The 18,163-nt window shown below is 73.7% G+C and carries 14 protein-coding genes; 5 read left to right on the top strand and 9 right to left on the bottom strand.

Annotated features, from left to right (window positions below):
• Positions 1–2: 2 nt before the first annotated feature.
• From MOX02_RS16200 to MOX02_RS16210, 3 genes are read left to right on the top strand one after another with little or no spacing between them, the layout of a single operon-like run.
• The gene (locus tag MOX02_RS16200; protein ID WP_147026832.1) at positions 3–872 is read left to right on the top strand and encodes a branched-chain amino acid ABC transporter permease; all 870 of its coding nucleotides are present in this window, start codon (positions 3–5) and stop codon (positions 870–872) included.
• A gap of 4 nt (positions 873–876) precedes the next feature.
• Complete coding sequence (locus tag MOX02_RS16205; RefSeq protein ID WP_147026833.1) at positions 877–3,345, top strand: branched-chain amino acid ABC transporter ATP-binding protein/permease; 2,469 nt, start codon at positions 877–879, stop codon at positions 3,343–3,345.
• Positions 3,346–3,401: 56 nt separating this feature from the next.
• On the top strand, positions 3,402–4,289 hold the full coding sequence (locus MOX02_RS16210; protein ID WP_147026834.1) for a polysaccharide deacetylase family protein: 888 nt from the start codon (positions 3,402–3,404) through the stop codon (positions 4,287–4,289).
• Between the two features lie 13 nt (positions 4,290–4,302).
• Here the strand turns inward: MOX02_RS16210 and MOX02_RS16215 are convergent, their stop codons facing one another.
• Positions 4,303–5,346, bottom strand: coding sequence for a YihY/virulence factor BrkB family protein (locus MOX02_RS16215; RefSeq protein WP_147026835.1), 1,044 nt, complete (start codon positions 5,344–5,346; stop codon positions 4,303–4,305).
• 238 nt (positions 5,347–5,584) lie between these two features.
• On the opposite strand from MOX02_RS16215, the gene MOX02_RS16220 reads away from it, so the two are divergent.
• Both MOX02_RS16220 and MOX02_RS16225 read left to right on the top strand, forming a co-directional pair.
• A complete protein-coding gene (locus MOX02_RS16220; protein WP_147026836.1) occupies positions 5,585–7,312 on the top strand; it encodes a patatin-like phospholipase family protein in 1,728 nt (575 codons plus the stop codon).
• 245 nt (positions 7,313–7,557) lie between these two features.
• Positions 7,558–7,866, top strand: a complete 309-nt coding sequence (locus MOX02_RS16225; protein ID WP_147026837.1) for a hypothetical protein — start codon at positions 7,558–7,560, stop codon at positions 7,864–7,866.
• A 42-nt stretch (positions 7,867–7,908) separates the two neighbouring features.
• Here the strand turns inward: MOX02_RS16225 and sorU are convergent, their stop codons facing one another.
• From sorU to MOX02_RS16265, 8 genes are all read right to left on the bottom strand, one after another.
• On the bottom strand, positions 7,909–8,250 hold the full coding sequence (gene sorU / locus MOX02_RS16230) for a SorU family sulfite dehydrogenase c-type cytochrome subunit (protein WP_147026838.1): 342 nt from the start codon (positions 8,248–8,250) through the stop codon (positions 7,909–7,911).
• Complete coding sequence (sorT, locus tag MOX02_RS16235; protein WP_147026839.1) at positions 8,247–9,482, bottom strand: SorT family sulfite dehydrogenase catalytic subunit; 1,236 nt, start codon at positions 9,480–9,482, stop codon at positions 8,247–8,249. Before sorT ends, sorU begins: the two co-directional genes overlap by 4 nt.
• A gap of 132 nt (positions 9,483–9,614) precedes the next feature.
• Positions 9,615–11,024: a chromate efflux transporter gene (chrA, locus tag MOX02_RS16240; protein WP_147026877.1), complete on the bottom strand. Its 1,410-nt coding sequence runs from the start codon at positions 11,022–11,024 to the stop codon at positions 9,615–9,617.
• Between the two features lie 36 nt (positions 11,025–11,060).
• A complete protein-coding gene (locus tag MOX02_RS16245) occupies positions 11,061–11,348 on the bottom strand; it encodes an MTH1187 family thiamine-binding protein (RefSeq protein ID WP_147026840.1) in 288 nt (95 codons plus the stop codon).
• Between the two features lie 102 nt (positions 11,349–11,450).
• Positions 11,451–12,479, bottom strand: a complete 1,029-nt coding sequence (gene bcsN / locus MOX02_RS16250; RefSeq protein WP_238178706.1) for a cellulose biosynthesis protein BcsN — start codon at positions 12,477–12,479, stop codon at positions 11,451–11,453.
• Entirely contained in the window at positions 12,476–14,452 is a 1,977-nt protein-coding gene (locus MOX02_RS16255) for a hypothetical protein (protein WP_373866754.1), read from the bottom strand. The genes bcsN and MOX02_RS16255 overlap by 4 nt, the downstream gene beginning before the upstream one ends.
• Positions 14,449–15,576, bottom strand: a complete 1,128-nt coding sequence (locus tag MOX02_RS16260) for a family 8 glycosyl hydrolase (protein ID WP_170267897.1) — start codon at positions 15,574–15,576, stop codon at positions 14,449–14,451. The genes MOX02_RS16255 and MOX02_RS16260 overlap by 4 nt, the downstream gene beginning before the upstream one ends.
• A 38-nt stretch (positions 15,577–15,614) precedes the next feature.
• Entirely contained in the window at positions 15,615–18,161 is a 2,547-nt protein-coding gene (locus tag MOX02_RS16265) for a cellulose biosynthesis cyclic di-GMP-binding regulatory protein BcsB (RefSeq protein ID WP_147026842.1), read from the bottom strand.
• Between the last annotated feature and the right edge of the window lie 2 nt (positions 18,162–18,163).

Consider the following 18,163-nt stretch of genomic DNA (forward strand, 5'->3'; position numbering starts at 1 on the left):
CCATGCTGACCAGCGTTCTCGTCAGCGGCCTCGGCCTTGGCAGCATGTACGGGCTGATCGCGCTGGGCTTCCACATCACCTACGCGGTCTCCGGCACCGTCAACTTCGCGCAGGGCAGCGCCGTCACGCTCGGGGCCGTGCTCGGTTACTGGTTCGCGGTCGGCCTCGGCTGGCCGATGCCGCTCGCGGTGGCGGGCGCCCTCGTCGGCTGCGCGCTGCTCGGCCTCGTGGTCGAACGGGCCCTGGTGCGGCCGTTCGTGGTGCGCAACTCCGACGCGTGGCTGCTCGCCACCGTGGCGGGCGGCATCATCCTCGACAACGCCCTCCTGTTCACCTTCGGCAAGGAGCCGCGCAGCCTGCCCTCCGTCCTGGTGGGCCGTCCCATCGAGGTGTTCGGGGCCGGCATCTACCTGCTGCAGCTCGTGATCCCGGTCGTGGGCATCGCGGCGGCCCTGGCGCTGCGGGCGGTGTTCCGGGGCACCGATCTCGGCCGGGTCCTCCTCGCGGTGGCGCAGAACGCGGACGCCGCCCGCCTGATGGGGATCGACGTGCGCCGCACGGTCGCCTGCGCCTTCGCGCTGTCCGGGCTGCTGGCGGGCGCGGCCGGACTGCTGATCGCGCCCCTGTTCTCGGTCTCGGCGGAGATGGGCACGCTGTTCGGCATCAAGGCGTTCGCGGTGGCGATCCTCGGCGGCATCGGCTCGGCCACGGGGGTGGTCCTCGCCGGCCTCCTCTACGGGCTCGTGGAGGCGGGCGTCACGGCGACGCTCGGCTCCACCTACACGCAGATCGTGGTCTTCTCCGTCATCATCCTGGCGCTGGCCCTGCGCCCGGACGGGCTCCTCGGCCGGGCCGCCGTGAACAAGGTCTGAGCCCATGCGGAGCCTGCGCGCGCCGGCGGCCATGCCGCTCGCCATCCTGGCACTCACGCTCGCGGGACTCGGCCTCGTGGCCGCGAGCCACGGCTACAGCCACTTCGTGATCGCGCTGGTGGCGCTCACCGTCGTGGCCGGCACCGGCCTCAACGTGCTCCTGGGGCTGGCGGGACTGATCTCCTTCGGCCATGCGGGCTTCTACGCGCTCGGCGCCTACGCGAGCGCGATCCTGACGCTGTCCGGCGTCAGCTTCTGGCTGGCCCTTCCCGCCGCCGGGCTCCTTGCCGCGATCGTCGGCGCCCTGCTCGCCGTGCCGGCCATGCGCGTGAAGGGGCCCTACCTCGCCATGATGACGATCGCCTTCGGCTTCCTCGTGGAGCACGCCCTGATCGAGGGCGGGGAACTCACGGGGGGCCAGAACGGGCTCATCATCACCTCCGGGCCGGTCCTGTTCGGCGAGACCCTGGCCGAGCGCGGCCTCGCGATCCTCTCGGTGATCGGCGCTGGCATCAGCCTCTACGGCTTCCACCGCCTGCGCCTCGCCCGGCTCGGGCGCGCCATGCGCGCCGTCCGGGACGCGGAGGCCGCGGCGGCCTCCCTCGGCTTCGCCCCCGTGCGGGTGAAGACGGCCGCCTTCGCGATCTCGGCGGGCCTCACCGGGCTCGCGGGGGCGGTGCTGCCGCCCCTGATGCTGTTCATCGCCCCGAGCTCCTTCCCATTCTCGCAGTCGATCCTGTTCGTGCTCTCCGTGGTGGTGGGCGGGGCCGGCACGGTGCTCGGGCCGCTCTGCGGCGCCCTCGTCACCGTCCTCCTGCCGGAGCTCCTCTCGGGCCTCGCCGAGTACAGGCTGATCTTCTTCGGGATCACCACGCTGGTCGTGCTCTGGCTGGTCCCGGCCGGCATCGTCGGCACGCTGGCCCGGCTCCTGCCCCGCGCGCCGGACGAGCGGGCACCGCAGCCGGACGCGGCGGAGCGCCTGCCCGAGCGCGCGGGCGGCGACCCGCTCGTCATCGAGGGCATCGGCATCAGCTTCGGCGGCATCCGCGCGGCGCAGGGGGTCTCGCTCACGGCGGAGGCCGGGCGCGTCACGAGCATCATCGGCCCGAACGGGGCCGGCAAGACCACCGTGCTCAACATGGTCTCGGGCTTCTACCGGCCGGATGCCGGCGCGATCCGGCTCGGCGCGCGCGACCTCGCGGGGGCGCCCGCCCACGCCATCGCCCGGGCCGGCATCGCCCGCACCTACCAGACCACGCGCCTGTTCGGCTCGCTCAGCGTGCTCGACAACGTGGCGCTCGCGGTCGCGCCGGGCAGCCTCCTGCGCCGGACGGCCGCCGCGGACGCCCGCAAGGCCGCCGCTCTCCTCGCCTTCGCGGGCTACGCGGGGCCTCTCGGGCGGGCGGCCGCCGAGCTTCCGCATGTCGACCGCCGGCTCGTCGAGATCGCGCGGGCGCTCGCCGGCGACCCGAAGGTGCTGCTGCTCGACGAGCCGGCCGCCGGCCTGACGCGGGCCGACACCGACCGGATCGGCGCCCTCCTGCGCCGCATCGCCGGATCGGGCGTCGCCGTCATTCTCGTCGAGCACGACATGCCCCTGGTGATGGGCACCTCCGACCACATCCTCGTGATGGATGCGGGCCGCCCGATCGCGAAGGGCACGCCGGCCGAGGTCCGCCGCGACCCGGCCGTGCTGCGCGCCTATCTGGGCGGCGCCGAGACGCCGGCGCGGCCCCGCCCCGCCCCCTGGCAGGCCCCCGCCGACCCGGTCCTGGCGAGCCACCGCCTGAGTGCCGGCTACGGCGCGGCGCCGGTGCTCGACGACCTCGCCCTGGCGGTCCGCCCGGGCGAGACGGTAGCGCTCCTCGGCGCCAACGGCGCCGGCAAGTCCACGGCGATGCGGGCGCTGTCGGGCCTGCTGCGCCCGGTCGAGGGCGAGATCGTCCTGTCGGACCGTCCGGTCGCCCAGCTTCCGGCCCACGCCATCGCCCGCCTCGGCCTCGCCCTCGTGCCGGAGGGGCGGCAGGTCTTCCCGGAACTGACCGTCGTCGAGAACATCCGGCTCGGCGCCCGCAGCCGGGGCGGCCGCATCGACCCGGCCGAGGTCGAGGCCCTGCTCGACCGCTTCCCGCGCCTGCGCGAGCGCGCCTCGAGCCGGGCGGGCCTGCTCTCCGGCGGCGAGCAGCAGATGCTCGCCATCGCCCGCGGGCTGATGGCGCGGCCGCGCATCCTGCTCCTCGACGAGCCCTCCCTCGGCCTCGCGCCCTCCATGATCAACACCCTCTACGGCGTGGTGGCGGACCTGCGCGACCAGGGCGTCACGATCCTGATCGTCGACCAGATGGCGGCCCTCGCCCTCACCGTCGCCGATCGCGGCTACGTACTGGAGCAGGGCCGCGTCGTGGCCGAGGGCAGTGCCGCAGAGCTCCAGGCGGACAAGGGCCTGGAGGCGGCCTACCTCGGAGCGGCCTGACGAACCCCCTCGAACACCCGGCGGCCGCCGCGGGCGGGCCGGGCAGCGGAGCGCGCATGCCCACGACCTCGGACCACGGACGCTACGCCTACAGCGCCCTGCCCGACCGGCCCGTCTACGACTGGCCGGGGGCTAGGCGCCTCGCCGTCTATCTCGGCCTGAACCTCGAGACCTTCGCCTTCGGCTCCGGGCTCGGAGCCGAGCTCGCGCCGGGCGGCCCCCAGCCGGACGTCCTCAACTACGCCTGGCGCGATTGGGGCAACCGGGTCGGCGCGTGGCGCGTCCGCGACATGCTCGACGAGCTCGGCCTGCCGGCCGGCGTGCTCGTCAACAGCAACCTCTACCGGGACTGCCCGGGGCTGGTGGAGGCGTTCCGGGCGCGCGGCGACGAGATCGTCGCGCACGGGCGCACCAACGCCGAGCGGCAGGGCGAGCACGACGAGGCCGGAGAGCGCGCCCTCATCGCCGAGGCGACGGCAGTCATCGCGCGCGCCGAGGGACGGGCGCCGGCGGGCTGGCTCGGCCCCTGGATCTCGCAATCCCCCCTCACGCCGGATCTCCTGGCCGAGGCCGGCTACCGCTACCTGCTCGACTGGGCGCACGACGACCAGCCGGTCTGGTTCGCGACCCGGAACGGCAGGCGCATCCTCTCGGTGCCCTACCCGCAGGAACTGAACGACATCCCGGCGATCGTCGCACGCAAGGATTCCGGCGCGCAGTTCGCCGAGATGATCGTCGACACCTTCGAGGAGATGCTGGAGCAGTCCCGCGCGGCCCCCCTGGTGATGGGCATCGCGCTGCATCCCTACATCGTCGGCCAGCCCCACCGCCTGCGGCCCTTGAGGCGGGCGCTCCGCCACATCGCGGAGCGGCGCGAGGCGGTCTGGCTGACGACACCGGGCGCCATCGCCGAGCACGCGGCCGGGCTGCCCGCGATCCCCTGAGCAGCCCTGCGCCTCAGGGCTGCGCCGGGCCGACCGTGTCGGCCGCGCGCGCCCGCCGCTGGCCGAGCGGCTTCGGCCGGCCCGCCGTGCTGTCGCGCGCGGTCTGCCGCTCCAGCTCGGCGTTCAGCTCCGCGCCGAGCAGCACGATGACGAGCGACAGCCAGATCCAGGTCATGAAGCCGATGCCCGCGCCGAGGGACCCGTACACCCGGTTGTAGCTGTCGAAGCTCGCCACGTACCACGAGAACAGGACCGAGCCGGCGACCCAGCCGAGCGCCGCCGCGACGCTGCCCCAGGTGACCCAGCGCCACTTGGCCTCCCGCCGGCTCGGGCCGTACCGGTAGATCAGCGACAGCCCGAGGCTGACGAGGACGAGCAGCGCCGGCCAGCGCGCGACGCGCATCAGCGTGTCCGTGGACGAGCCGAAGCCGAGCCGATCGAGGGTCACCGGCAGCAGCACCACCATGCCGATGGCGGCGAGCGCGAACAGCAGGCCGCTCAGCGTGAACAGGAAGGTCGTGGCGTAGAACCGCACCAGCGTACGCTTCTCGCGCTCCTTGTAGATCACGTTGAGGGCGTCGAAGAGGGCGCTGACGCCGGAATTGGCGCTCCAGACCGCGATGAGCAGGCTGACGAGAGAGGCGGTGCTGAGGCGGCCGGTGCTCTGCTCGGCAATGCGCCCGAGTTGGTCGGCGAGGAGATCGAGCACGCCGCTCGGCAGCACCCCGGCGAGCAGGCTCAGGTGCTTGCCGATGACGCCCGGGTCCGAGAACAGGGCGTAGAGCGAGACGATCGCCGCGAGGCCGGGGAAGGTCGCCAGCAGAGCGAAGAAGCTGACGCCCCCGGCCGTCGCGAGGACCCGGTCCTGCGGCACGGACGCGACGATGCGCCAGAGCACGTCCCGCCAGCCGAGCGCCGGGATCTCCGAAGGCTCCGCGGCGGTCCGGCCGCGACCCGGCTCGTCGGCGCGCTCGCGTGCGCGCTCCAGGGCCGCCGCATCGGGCGGGCGCGTGCCGACCGAGAGCCAGTCCTCGCCCTCGGTCTCGTCCGGATCCATCGGCGCCTCGCGCTGCGGTGATGTCGTCCGGCCATCATACCGCCGGAGCGGCCACACCGCGCGGCCCACGGAGCCGCAACCGTACCGCGCGCCGCGGGGGCGAAGCGGCATGGTAGGATCGACCGGGCGTGGCGGGGGCCGGGACAGGAACGGCCGGCGTTCGGGACAGCACGATGAAGCCTGCACGCGTCCGCGACACCGCCCGGCCCGCACGCCGCCGCCCGAGGCGGGAGGCCGGATGAACCTTCCGGAAATCCCGTTCCTGGCAGGGCTCGGCCCCGCGGCGGCCGAGGCCGTGCGCGAGCGCTTCGCGGCGGTGGCGGTCGCGGGCGGGCGCCCGGTCTTCGAGGAGGGCGAGGAGGGCGACGCGCTCTACACGCTGGTCTCGGGCGCCGTCGGCATCTCGACCCGCGATCCCGCAGACGGCCGGGCGCGCCGGATCGCGCGGCTCATCCCACCCGAGACCTTCGGCGAGATGGCGCTCCTCTCGGCGGAGCCGCGCTCGGCCACCGCGACGGCCCTGCGCGACACGCACCTCCTGCGGCTGACCCGCGACGCCTTCGAGGACGTGGTCGAGCGCCACCCCGGCACGCTTCTCTACTTCGCCCGGCAACTGGCCGCCCGCCTGCGCGCCGCCTCCGACCGCCGCCCGATCGAGCACAGCCCGCGCAGCTTCGCCGTGCTAGCCGTCACCGAGGGTCTCGACGCCGCCGCGTTCGGGCAGACGCTCGCCCACGCCTTCGACGAGACCCTGGCCGGTACGACGGGCTGCCTCGACGCTTGGCCGGAAGGCGCGGACGAGACGTGGTTCCACGACTACGAGACGCGCCACGCGCGCACGATCTTCGCGGCGCACCGCATCACCGACTGTCCCTGGTGCCAGCTCTGCCTGCGCCACGCCGACCACATCCTGCTGCTCGCCGAGCCCGGCCAGCCGCCGCGGCCGGGAGCGCAGGACTGCGTCGCGCGTGTCCGCTCCGACTGGATCCGGATCGACCTCGCGGTGCGCCAGGACGCGCGGGCGGCCCTGCCCCGGCCGCTGCACCCGGCGGTCGCGGCGCTTCCGGCGACCCTTCGGCTCCAGGTGCGGGATGGGCACCCGGACGACCTCCGCCGGCTCGCCCGGCTCGCCAGCGGAACGGCCCGCGGCCTCGTGCTGGGCGGCGGCGGGGCGCGGGGCTTCGCCCATATCGGCGTGCTGCGGGCCCTCCACGAGGCCGGCCTCGCGGTCGACTTCGTCGGCGGCACCAGCATGGGCGCGGTCATCGCCGCGAGCGTTGCGATGGGCCTCGGCCCCGATCCGATACGGGCGCAGATCGCGGCGACCTTCGGTGGCCGGAATCCGCTCAACGACTACACGCTGCCCTACCATGCGCTCACGCGCGGGGCGAAGGTCGATGCCGGGCTGCGGCACCGCTTCGGCAGCGCGCGCATCGAGGACCTGTGGCTGCCCTTCTTCTGCGTGTCGTCGAACCTCACCACGGGCACCGCGATGGTCCACCGCAGCGGCGACCTCGCGGGGGCGCTGCGCGCCAGCATCGCGATCCCGGGCCTGCTCCCGCCCGTCCTGTCGGAAGCGGGCGTGCTGGTCGACGGCGGCATGATGAACAACCTGCCCGCCGACGTGATGGCCGGCCTCGGCCGCGGGCCCGTGCTGGCTGTCGACGTCGGCAGCGACCTCGCCTTCCAGGCCATGCCGCGCCGCTCCTGGCGCGGCCACGTCGCGCGCCGCCTGCTCGGCTCGCCCGACGCGATGCCGGCCATCGCGCCCCTGCTCCTGCGCGCGGCGACCGTCTCGAGCGACGCGCAGACGCTGATGGCGGTCAGCCGCGCGAGCGTGGTGCTCAAGCCGCCGCTCGCAGGCATCGACCTGCGGGCCTGGTCGAGCTTCGAGATCACGGCCGAGCTCGGCTACCAGCATGCCCGCGACGCGATCGCGACCGGCCGGCTGCGGGGCTGGGCCTGACGCAGGTGTGTGCCACAGCTCCCGGAACGAGGTGGCACCCGGGAGCGCCGGCGCGAGGTACGTAGTCGCTGCGGGACGGCCGTCGCATTCCCGCGTCGATTTCGCGGTTTCCCGTCTGGCCGGATCCGGCCGGGTGCTTCACACCTCGTCCTGCCGAGCCCGCATCCGAGGGGATCGCGGGCAGAGAGGATCGAACCGCTCGGCCATCGCGGCGTTTATAGCGGCTGACGAGGAGGAAACGGGACATGAAGGCATTGATTGCAGTCGCAGCCTTGGGTCTGAGCCTGGTTGGGCCAGCCCTGGCGCAGCCCTACGGCGGCGGCGACTACGGCTACCGTGACCGCGGCGACCGCTACAGGGACCGCGACTACGGCTATCGCGACCGCGACGATTACCGGGACCGCGGCCGCGGCAGGGATTTCGCGTTCGACGAGCGCGAGTACCTGCGCTGCAATCCGGATGTGCGCCGGGCGGTGGCCACCGGCCGGATGGAATCCGGTCTGCTGCACTACCGCGTGCACGGCCGCCGCGAGGGCCGGCGCCTGAGCTGCTGACGGACGATACGGCGCCGCGGCCTGCACGACCGCGGCGTCGTTCTACCGGGCCTTGCCCGCCACCGCGGCGACGTAGGCCGAGACCGCCTCGACCTGCTCGGGCGTGAGATCCTCGAAGGCCGGCATCACGCCGATGCCGTTCTGAACGGCCGCCTTGACCCGCCCCGCGTCGGGTTTCAACTCGTCGAGCACCGGCCCGACCTGCCCCGTCGTCCCGGCATCGGCCAGGGTGTGGCAGGCGCCACACCGGGGCTCGGCCTGCTCCAGGAAGACCTGCCGGCCGAGCGCGACCGCATCGGCGCCGGCCGGCCCGGACGAGAGCAGGAGGCCGGCGAGCACGCCGGCGCCCGCGAGGCGTCCGCAGAGAGTGGCGAACCCGCTCATGCCACCTCGACCGTGAGCGCCGGGCCGCGCCAGCCGTTGTGGCTGTAGCCGCCGCCGTTGATCTCCGATTCCTCCGGCTGCACGTTGCCCTTCGCGTCGGTGGCGCGGCTCGCCAGGACGTGCCGGCCCGCGGGCAGGTCGACGGGCAGCACGAAGGCCCGCCACGCGAAGCGGCCGAGATCGGGCCCGACGAAGGCGGCCTCCCGCCAGGTCGCGCCGCCGTCGACCGAGACCTCGACGCGCGAGACCGCGTTCATGCCGCCGAAGGCGACGCCGACGATCTGGTTGCGGCCGGCCTTGGCGCCCTCGAGCGGCGCGGTGATCCAGGAGCGCACCGGCTGCTCCCAGACGGAGGGCTGCGACGGGCTGCCCTTCTCGCCGACCCCGTGCATCCGGTAGCTCGACGCCTGGATCTTGGCGTCGGTCTCCTGCTCGGTGAGGGCGACCGTCTTCACGTACTTGATGTTGTTCACGCCCGAGTAGCCGGGCACGATCATCCGCAGCGGGCCGCCATGGGCGAGCGAGATCGGCTTGCCGTTCATCTCCCAGGCGAGGATCACGGTGTCCAGGTTCGCGATCGGCACCGAGCGTTCGACGATCACGTCCTTGGGCTTGAGGCCGGCAGGCAGCTCCTCGCCGCCCGTGCCGGTGATGAAGCGCGCTCTGCCGTCCGCGCCGCCGAGCGCCTCGACCACCGCCTTGAGGGGCACCCCGCTCCAGATGACGCAGCCGGCCGCGCCGACCGTCCAGGGCGTGCCGCTGATCTTCTGGCCGCCCGTGAGCTTGTCCTGGAAGTACTTGCGGCCGTTGCCGGAGCATTGCAGCACGGTGGCGACCGTCGCGAGGCCGAGGCCCTTGAGCTCGGCCACCGTGAGGGTCCGCGGCTCGCGAACGCCCGCGATCTCGACCCGCCAGCCGTCCCGATCGGCCAGGATCGAGTCCGGCGGCGGGTTCACGTTGTTGCGGATGTAGAGCCGGTCCTCGTCGGTGACGAGGCTGGTGCCGATGGCGCCGCGCTTCGTCTCGATCGTCTGGTTCGAGTGGACGATCAGCGTCTCGGGGTCCTTCCACGCCACGTAGGCGGGCAGCGGCTTCGCGGCCGGCGGAGCGGCCGGCGCCTGAGCCGGAGCCGGTTCCTGGGCCGAGGCCGCGGATCCGAACCCGGCCGCCACCGCGAGGCCGGTGCCGCCCGCCAGGAAACCGCGGCGGTCGATGACACCCTTATCGCCCATCATCTCCTCCAGAAAATATTCTTCTTCATGTCGTGTTCGCACGAGAAGCTTATTCTGTCGAGCCGCCGAACCGAACGTGGCGGCCGGGATCGCGTACATCGGCTCGGATCTGTTCAGGAGATCGCGAAGCGATCAGACGAGCCCCGACAGGCGCAGGGCGACGCCGGCCGCGCTGCAGGCCGCGAGCGTCGGCAGCATGCCGGCCCCGAACCGGAACACCGCCACGAGTGCCCCAAGGGTCAGAGCGAGGGCGAACGGGTCGAGGCTCGCGAGGTTCGGCACGTCGAGCCGAAGCGGGCCGAGCCACACCGGGCGTACCTCGGCAAAGACCGTGTGAAGCGCGAACCAGACGGCGAGGTTGAGTATCACGCCGACCACCGCGGCGGTGATCGCCGCCAGGGCGGCCGCGAGCGCCCGGTTGCCGCGCAACCGCTCGACGTAGGGCGCGCCCACGAAGATCCAGAGGAAGCAGGGCGCGAAGGTGACCCAGGTGGTGAGCAGCCCGCCGAGCGTGCCGGCGACGAGCGGCGGCAGCGCACCGGGCGCCCGGTACGCGGCGAGGAAGCCCACGAACTGCGTGACCATGATGAGCGGTCCCGGCGTCGTCTCGGCCATGCCGAGGCCGTCCAGCATCTCGCCGGGCCGCAGCCAGCCGTAATGGTCCACGGCCTGCTGGGCGACGTAGGTGAGCACGGCGTAGGCGCCACCGAACGTCACCATCGCCATCTTCGAGAAGAACACCGCGATCTGCCCGAAGATGTCGCCCGGGCCGAGCAGGACGAGGATCGCCGCGACCGGCAGCAGCCAGATCGCCGCCCAGAGGGCAAGGACCCGTGCGGTCCGGCCGGGCGACGTATGCTCCTGCGGAAGCTCGGCGTCGGCGAGCAGGTAGGGACCGTCGTCCGCCGCCGCGCTGCCGTGGCCGCCGCCCGCCTGGAACTGCGGCAGGCCCGCCCGTCCGCCGAGATACCCGACGAGGGCTGCCGCCAGCACGATCACCGGGAAGGGAATGTCGAGGAAGAAGATCGCGACGAAGGAGAGGGCCGCGAGCGCCACCATCACCGGTCCCCGCAGGGCCCGGCGCCCGATCCGCAGCACGGCCTGCGCCACCACGGCGAGAACGGCCGCCTTGAGGCCGAAGAACAGGCCGGCGACGAGGCCGACATTGCCGTAGAGCGCATAGATCCAGCTGAGCGCCATGATCGCGACGACGCCCGGCAGCACGAACAGGCCGCCGGCCACGAGGCCGCCGCGGGTGCCGTGCATGAGCCAGCCCACGTAGGTGGCGAGCTGCTGCGCTTCCGGCCCGGGCAGGAGGGTGCAGAAGTTCAGCGCGTGCAGGAACCGGCTCTCCGAGATCCAGCGCTTCTCCTCGACGAGGACGCGGTGCATCACGGAGATCTGCCCGGCCGGACCACCGAAGGAGAGCGCGGCGATGCGCGCCCACACCGGCAGTGCCTCGGCGAGGGTGACGGGCCGGGGCGGAGCACGTCCGGCCGCGTCCCGGGCCGGCACTTCTTCGCCGATCGCGGCGCTCTCCATCACGCGGTCTTTCCTCGCCTCGTCCGTGGCGGCCCGTCAGGACACGGCTGTGAGCTTGTCCGCCATCGACTGCTGCTTGTCCCGCCGGGTCGAGAAGATCATCGTGAAGAAGGTTCGCTGGACTCCGAGCTCCGCCAAGCGCGCCTCGCAGCGCTCGGCGAGATCGCAGATGTCGCGCAGCTCGCCCTCGATGTTGGTGCCGTTCGGGTGCATCGTCGCGGTCAGGCCGCTCGCCTCGATGATCGCCTTGATCTCGCGCACGTAGGGCGAGACGGACGGGCCGACGCCCATCGGCACGATGCACAGGTCTGCGGCAACTCTCATCGCTGGATCCTTCGACGCGCGGACCGGCGCGAGCCTCCCGCCGGCCGAGCGGATCTGTAGGCCCCGGCGCAGGACCGCGCAATTCCGCGCGGGACGAGGGCCTCAGGGCCCACGCTTCGGGGGCGGCTGGTAAGCCTCGGACGGCAGGTCGCGGGAGAGACTCTCGCCCGTGCTGCGTCCCGGCGCCGGGCTCGGCGTGAGGCTGGTGCCCGGCGCCTCGGCCGGACGCAGCCCGTCCGTGATGTAGCGCTGCGGCCCGCCGCCGCTCGGGGCTGGCGGTGGGACGGCGGCGGGCGCGCCCGCCTCGGGCGCCGACGGAGCGAGGTAGCGCCGGCCGGTATCCGTGGGGCTCGGCTGCGGCGGCGGAGGCGCGGGCACGCGCGACTGCTCCACCTTGGGCGGCGGTGGGGCCGGCGGCGCGGCCGGCAGTTCCGGCTTCGGAGGCGCCTCCGCCGCTGGTGCCGGCCGGGCGGTCCGCGGTGCCGGCGGCTTGCGTCGCACCGGAGGCCGCGGCGCGGCAACGGGTGCACTGCGGACGCCCGTCGGCAGGCTGATGACCATCCGCTCGACCGCACCGACGAGATCGTCGAGGCTCGCCCGGGCGGTGCGGCAGAGCCGGATCCGCAGCGAGAGGGCCCGCCGCCCGTCCCGCCACTCGGGCAGCGGCCCGAACAGACCACCCTGCACCTCCGCGCGCGGGCCGGCGCGGGGCCGCTCGAACCATTGCCACGCGTAGAGGCAATCGGGCCCGAGCGCGATGCCGACCGGGCCGTAGGCGTTCCGGCGGGGGGCCGCCAGCACGCGCATCGGCTGGCCGGGGAAGCGGACCGCGATCTCGCCCTCGATGCCGAACTGGCTCGGCTTGGCGAGCCGCGGCGGGAAGGCGAGCAGGAGGTCGCCGGTCTCGTTGCGCAGCGCGATCTCGGCGTGGTTGCGTCCGTCGCCGCCCTCGTACTGGATGCGCTGATCGAACCCGTCCCGAACGGGGGTCGTGACCACCGCCGTCACGGCACCGGCACCGGGCATGTGCAGGACGGGTGCCGCGCCCTGCGCGCGAGCGGCACCCGCCCCGAGAGTGAGCCCGCAGGCGAGCGCGGACGCCGCGGCGAGACCTCGAAGCGGCAGGATCAAGGAAAGGCTCTCGGGTTCGGGGCAGCGCGCTCGGAGGTGGACTTGCCCGGCACCGAGAAGCGGTCGCTCTCGGGCGCGCTGGAGCGGGTGCGCTCCGCCTGCTGCTCCTGCCACAGCGTTCCCTGCGGCGGGGACGCGAGGCCCTCGGGCTTGTCGAGGCCGTTGTCGCCGGGAAGCAGCGCGTAGCCGAAGCGCTCGTAGGGCATGGTGCCCGCCCCCGCCACGCGGCGCGCCACGAGGGGTGCCGGGCCCGTTGCCGGCTCGCGGGCGTAGGTGCCCGCCGGCACCGGCTCGGCGAGCGCCCGCTGCGCGGAGGCCGGCGGGTAGCGCAGCGGGTTCTCGAGCGGGACGGCGAGCGGGAACTCGCCGCGCTGGACGGCGGAGGGCCTCGCGTCGGTCCGCGCCGCGACGCCGGAGGCGTCCGGCCGGGGAACCCTGCCGTAAATCTGCGGCTCGGGCTTCTGAGCCGGGGGCGCCGCCGCAGCGCGGGCCGGCGGGGCAGGCTGCGGCGCGCAGGCCAGGGGCGGGCCGCCCTCGTCCTCGCGGAACAGCATGTCGACGACTTTCGGGAACAGGCCGTCGTAGCGGTTCACCGTCTCGAGATAGGGCCGCTGGCGCTTCAGCCGCTGCAGGGTCAATGCGTAGCCGAACACCGTGCTCTCGCCCGGCATCCAGGCGACGGCGCGCTGGAACCATTCGAGGGCCGCATCGAACTGGCAGGAATTGTAGGCGTACCAAGCGAGCCCCTGCGCCCCCTCCCCCGAGCCCGAAGCCATGACGACCTTGGCGTAGCGCTCGATGCGCGCGGGCTCGATGAAGGGCGGGCTCGGCAGCGTGAGCTTGCGCTCCAGGATGTCGATGAACAGGATCTCGTTGCCCACAAACCGGTCGCGCCAGGCGTAAGCGACTTCCTCGGCCTCGCGCATCATGTTGAGCTCGCGCAGGGTGTGGGCGAGCCCGTGCGCGACCATGGCATCGCCGCCCCGCGCGATGGCCTGCTTGAACCATTCGAGCGCTTCGCGGAACTGCCGGCGCTTGTAGGCGTACCAGCCGAGAAGGCCGGTCTGGCTCGGCTCCCCGACCTTGCGGGCGTAGGCCTGGAAGGCGGTGAGGTCGGCGAGCGTCAGGGCCTGGGCCGGCTCGTCGTGCAGGAAGGCGGCGATGCGGGCGCGGGTGATGTCGATGCGGATCGCGTCGAATTCCGAGCGTCCCTCGGCGTCCTGGCGGCCCAGGGCGATCAGGCGCTCGGCCTGGTCCATCTTCAGATGCGCCATCGCCTTCTGGATCGTCGCGAGGCGCGCGCCGACGTCGTTGCTGGTGTCGAGCACCGACTTGTAGAGATTGAAGGCGTCCTCGCTTGCGCCGCTCGCGGCGAGCGCGTCCGCGATCGTCCAGATGCTCTCGACGTCCGCAGGATCCAGGGCGGAGGGATCGGCCCTGTAGAAGGCCACCACCTCGTCCGCGGTCCGCCCGGCCATGCCCTTGATCCGGGTGCGGAACTCCGCCCGCCGAAGCTTGCGCGCCAGTTCCTCGGAGGGCTGCCAGGACGGGTCGAGCGAGCGTCGGGCGGCGATCGCCGCTCGCAGGTCATCGAACCGCCCGGCGGTGAAGAGGTCCCAGAACGGCGCCTCCTCGGGCGGGCTCGGCTGCAGGCTGTCGAGGTCTGCGGGCTCGGTCCAGCCCGGATAGAGGCGCTTCAGGCGGGCGATCTCCGCCTTCATGCGGACGGTCTGCTTCTGCGAGGCGTAGTAGCGCAGGGCGCTCTCGTCGACCATGCCCGAACTCCCGGACGTGTCGGGGTCGACGAGGATCGCGGGCGCCCGCGCGCCGTCGCCGTAGACGATGCCCGGGGGCGCCTCGGGCGCGGTGGCGGGCTGCGCCGGCTGGGCGGCGAGCGGCGCCGCGCTGGCGAGCACGAGCACCGCCGCGAGCCCGATCCAGGGCTGCCGCGAGAGGGTGGGCGGTGGGGTCACCGTTTCACGCATGAGGGATAGCGCATCCGGGCCGCGATCAGCGCGAGGAGGTGCAGGGTGGTCGGATAGTAGTTCTGATTGCCTTGAACCGAGTCGAGCCCTTCGGGAAAGGGTGTGCCGTCGATCGCGCAGGCTACGAGCGCCGGCAGCGCGGTGTAGCCGGCCTCCGTCAGCCACTCGACGGGGCGCCCGTTGGCGGTGTCCACGATCGGCAGCCGCTCACGGTCGATCCCGCCCCAGAGGGTCCGGAAAGGGGCGAGATCCTCGGGCCGCCCGACGCCGGCCCAGGCGAGATAGAGCGGGATGCGGATCGCGTTGTAGGAGAACAGGGCGGGGAAGCCGTCCGCCGGGCGCAGCGCCTCCTTGGCCGAGATCCACTCGGTCGGCAGGCTGCTCGGCCCGAACCGGGCCTGCCGGAGGATGTCGACGCCGCTGCGGATCACGGCGGCCCAGTCGTACTCGGGCGCCACGATCGGAAGGCGCTGGAAGGCCGGGAACACCCAGTAGGACAGGTTCAGGAGGGGGCCGTCGGCGCGCTCGCGAGCCGAGAAGCCCGACATCGCCGGCAGGATCAGGGGCCCGTGCGAATCCTTGAACAGGATCGTCTTGCGCCCGAACTCGACCGCGATCCGGCGCGCGGCGGTGCGGTAGGCGGGCTCGTTCCAGGCTTCGGCGGCCTCGGTGAGGGCCCAGGCGACGAGGATGTCGCCGTCCGTGGCGTTGTTCATGTCGGCGACCGCGGGCCGGTGGTCCGGCGTCCAGCGCCAAGCCAGCAACTCGTCCGAGCGCACCATCAGGTTGGCGCGGGTCCAGCCCCAGATCCGCTCGAAGGTCGCCCGGTCGCCCGCCGCCACCGCGAGCAGCAGGCCGTAGCCCTGGCCCTCGCTGTGGCTGATCCGGCCATTCGCCGTGTCGATCACGCGGCCCTGCTCGGTGACGAAGCGGGACCGGTAGGCGCGCCAGCCCGGATGGTCGCCGAGCGTGTCGGCGAGCGGGATCCCGCTGGCGGCCGGCGCCGCGCTGCCGGGACGGGACGTGCTCGGGACGGCGGTCGCGGGCGGCACGGCGCTGTTTTCCGGTTCGGCCAGCGCCGGCCCGAGCGCGAGCCACGCCGCCGCGATCATCACGAACGGGATGCGGGACCGGCTGCGCGCGCGCGGCATCACCCGTTCTTCCTTCCGAGCTGGCGCACGAGGCTCGTCGTGGCGAGGCCGAGGCAGAGCGCCATCAGCAGCGTCATGCCGACGTAGGAGGCCGGGTTGAGGGAGAGCCACGCGGCCGAGACCAGCCGGAAGTTCGCCAGCGCCCACGGCTGCGTCTCGACGAGCTCGACCCGCTCCGGCTCGACGATGCTGAGGCTGCCGTCGGAAGCGTCGAGGAAGGCGGCCCTGCCGACAAGGCGCGTCCACACGACCGGGTCGACGAGGCAGGAGACCGACGCCTTGAGCATCGAGGCGTTCGGGGCTGTGACCAGTACGGTGCGGCCGCCGAGCTTCTCGCCAGAGCCTTCCGCGAGAACGAGGGAGGCGCGCGGGTTCACCGGTACGGTTTCCGCCTCGACCGGCCAGCGCAGGAAACCCTGCACAGTCTCCCGCGCCTGCGCGGCGCGCCGGGTGAGATCGACCCACGCCGTCCCCAGGACAGCCGGGATGGATCCGGTCCCGCGCAGGTTCTCGCCCCAGCGCGCCAGGGGGTCCGGGTCGGCGTCCGCGCGGGGAGCCTGCGGCGCGGGCGCCGGGGCCGGTGCGGGCGCCGGCGCGACCGCCGCCACGCGGAGCGGCATGGTGGCGGGCGGGAGCGCGCAGCGCATCGGCAAGTTGCGGCGCAGCCGGTCGAGGGTGAGGACCCCTTCGGTGCCGAACGGGCCGGGCGCCGCCACGGTCTCGGCGCGGCCCTCCCAAATCCGGCGGATCTGCTCCGGATCGAGGCCGACGGCCTCGATCGTCAGCGGATTGAGGGCGCGCGCGGGGGCGACCACGAGGCTCACGGCGCCGTCCGGCGCCCGCTCGTCCGAGGTCACCTCGAAGTCGATGACGCGCTTGGCCGCGATGGCGAGCCGGGCGGCCAACATGGCGGCGGCATCCGCGGAATCGCGGTCCGGCGTCGGCAGGACGAGGCGCGGCCGCACGCCCTCGGCCACGAAGGGCACGGCGCCGGCCTTGATGGCGGCGAGGTCGGGACTGCGGGTGGCCCGGGCCAGGGCGGGGATGTCGAGGCGGGTGCGATCGAGGAACAGGAAGCGGGCCTGCCGGGCGCTCGGCGCGAGCATGTCGCAGGCGCGGTCGGCGGCCATCGGAAGATGCGCGGAAATCTCGACGCGGTTCAGACCGGGCCGCCACAGGCTCAGGGGGAGCGGGATGGCGTTGTCCTCGAAGACCTCGCCCCGCGTGTAGGGCAGCGGCACACTGGCCGCGTTGCGGCCGTTCACGTCGACGACGATCTGAGCGCTCGGATCGAGCCCGGCCGCGTAGCCGCCGGCGAGGTGGAGCATCACCTTGCCGTAATCGGCCGGGACGAAATCGGCCGGAAACCGGATCTCGAACCCGACGCGCAGCAGGCGGCCGTTGAACTCGCGGGTGGCCACGCCGAGGCGGTCGAGGGTCAGGCTCTCGCCGCTGGAAATGGAGAAGCCCCGGGTCAGGCTCGCCGTGCGAGCTCCGTCGAGGGTGCCCGCCGCGTCGCCGGTGGCGGCAAGCGTCGCGATGGCTTGGCGGATCTCGGCGTCGTTCGTGCCCGTCACCACCAGGACCGGCGCCCGGTTCCCTCGCGGCGCCAGCAGGGCGAGCTTCGGGCCGGTGACCGGGCCGATCTCCTCGACGCCCTCGACGCCGCGGATCTCCGCCGGCGTGCCGACCAGGAGGTTGACGCCGGTGCGACCCGCGATCGGCGGCCCGAAAGTCACGGCAGGGCGCGCGAGGCGCCCGACCAGGGCGACCGCCTGCACCGCGCCGATCATCCGCTCCAGCCGCTCCAAGCTCGGCTTCTCGGTGAGGACGACGCCGACGGGCAGGGCCCCGCTCTCGTCGGGCTCGAGGGCCGCCAGCGACTTGAGGTCGAGATCGGAGGCGGGTGCCACCACCAGCCCGGACCGGGACGAGTCGATCTGGGTCCAGAGCTCGTAGGTCGCCTCGGGCGAGCAGTCGACCCGGTGGCGCTGGCTCGCCGTGAAGTGCACGGCATTGTAGCCGCCCTTGAGGAGACCTTCGGGAAGCGCGAACTCGACGACCTTCACGGCGCCGGGAGCCTGGATTCGGGTCCATCCGACCTTGGTGCCGTTGACGAGCGCGGTCAGCTCCGAGTTCTCGGGCGCCACCGAGATCGCCGACAGGTACGACACGCGCAGGCGCGCCGACGGGCCGCGCGCTTGGGCCTCGGTCAGGAAGACCGGGAATTGCAGGGCGTCCTCCTCCCCCGCGAGGCGGTAGCCGCGGGTCCCGGCGGGGAAGCGGCGCGCCGCCGCGATGGTCGCCTGGACGGAGAGCCGCCGTGCCGCCTCCGCGCCCGGATCGGGCCGCTGCGGGGGTCCGGGCTCCGGCCGGGATGGCGGCGGCGGGGATACCCGCAGGGCATCGCCCGCGGGCGGCACCGTCAGCCGCTCGGCCGGGCCGGCGCCGAGGAAGCTCTGCGCCCGCGGCTCCGCCACCGGTCCGGCGCAGCCGAGGGCGAGACCGATCCCGAGGGCGATCCGGACGCGCGCGAGGGCTCTCATCG

It is taken from the genome of Methylobacterium oxalidis (assembly GCF_007992195.1).
Taxonomy (GTDB): Bacteria; Pseudomonadota; Alphaproteobacteria; order Rhizobiales; family Beijerinckiaceae; genus Methylobacterium; species Methylobacterium oxalidis.

Coding starts and splice junctions, on each gene's coding strand:
- MOX02_RS16225 (WP_147026837.1), top strand. CDS start 7,558: ATGAAGGCATTGATTGCAGTCGCAGCCTTGGGTCTGAGCCTGGTTGGG.
- MOX02_RS16245 (WP_147026840.1), bottom strand. CDS start 11,348: ATGAGAGTTGCCGCAGACCTGTGCATCGTGCCGATGGGCGTCGGCCCG.
- MOX02_RS16200 (WP_147026832.1), top strand. CDS start 3: ATGCTGACCAGCGTTCTCGTCAGCGGCCTCGGCCTTGGCAGCATGTAC.
- MOX02_RS16265 (WP_147026842.1), bottom strand. CDS start 18,161: ATGAGAGCCCTCGCGCGCGTCCGGATCGCCCTCGGGATCGGTCTCGCC.
- chrA (WP_147026877.1), bottom strand. CDS start 11,024: ATGGAGAGCGCCGCGATCGGCGAAGAAGTGCCGGCCCGGGACGCGGCC.
- MOX02_RS16220 (WP_147026836.1), top strand. CDS start 5,585: ATGAACCTTCCGGAAATCCCGTTCCTGGCAGGGCTCGGCCCCGCGGCG.
- MOX02_RS16215 (WP_147026835.1), bottom strand. CDS start 5,346: ATGGATCCGGACGAGACCGAGGGCGAGGACTGGCTCTCGGTCGGCACG.
- sorT (WP_147026839.1), bottom strand. CDS start 9,482: ATGGGCGATAAGGGTGTCATCGACCGCCGCGGTTTCCTGGCGGGCGGC.
- MOX02_RS16260 (WP_170267897.1), bottom strand. CDS start 15,576: ATGATCGCGGCGGCGTGGCTCGCGCTCGGGCCGGCGCTGGCCGAACCG.
- MOX02_RS16205 (WP_147026833.1), top strand. CDS start 877: ATGCGGAGCCTGCGCGCGCCGGCGGCCATGCCGCTCGCCATCCTGGCA.
- sorU (WP_147026838.1), bottom strand. CDS start 8,250: ATGAGCGGGTTCGCCACTCTCTGCGGACGCCTCGCGGGCGCCGGCGTG.
- MOX02_RS16210 (WP_147026834.1), top strand. CDS start 3,402: ATGCCCACGACCTCGGACCACGGACGCTACGCCTACAGCGCCCTGCCC.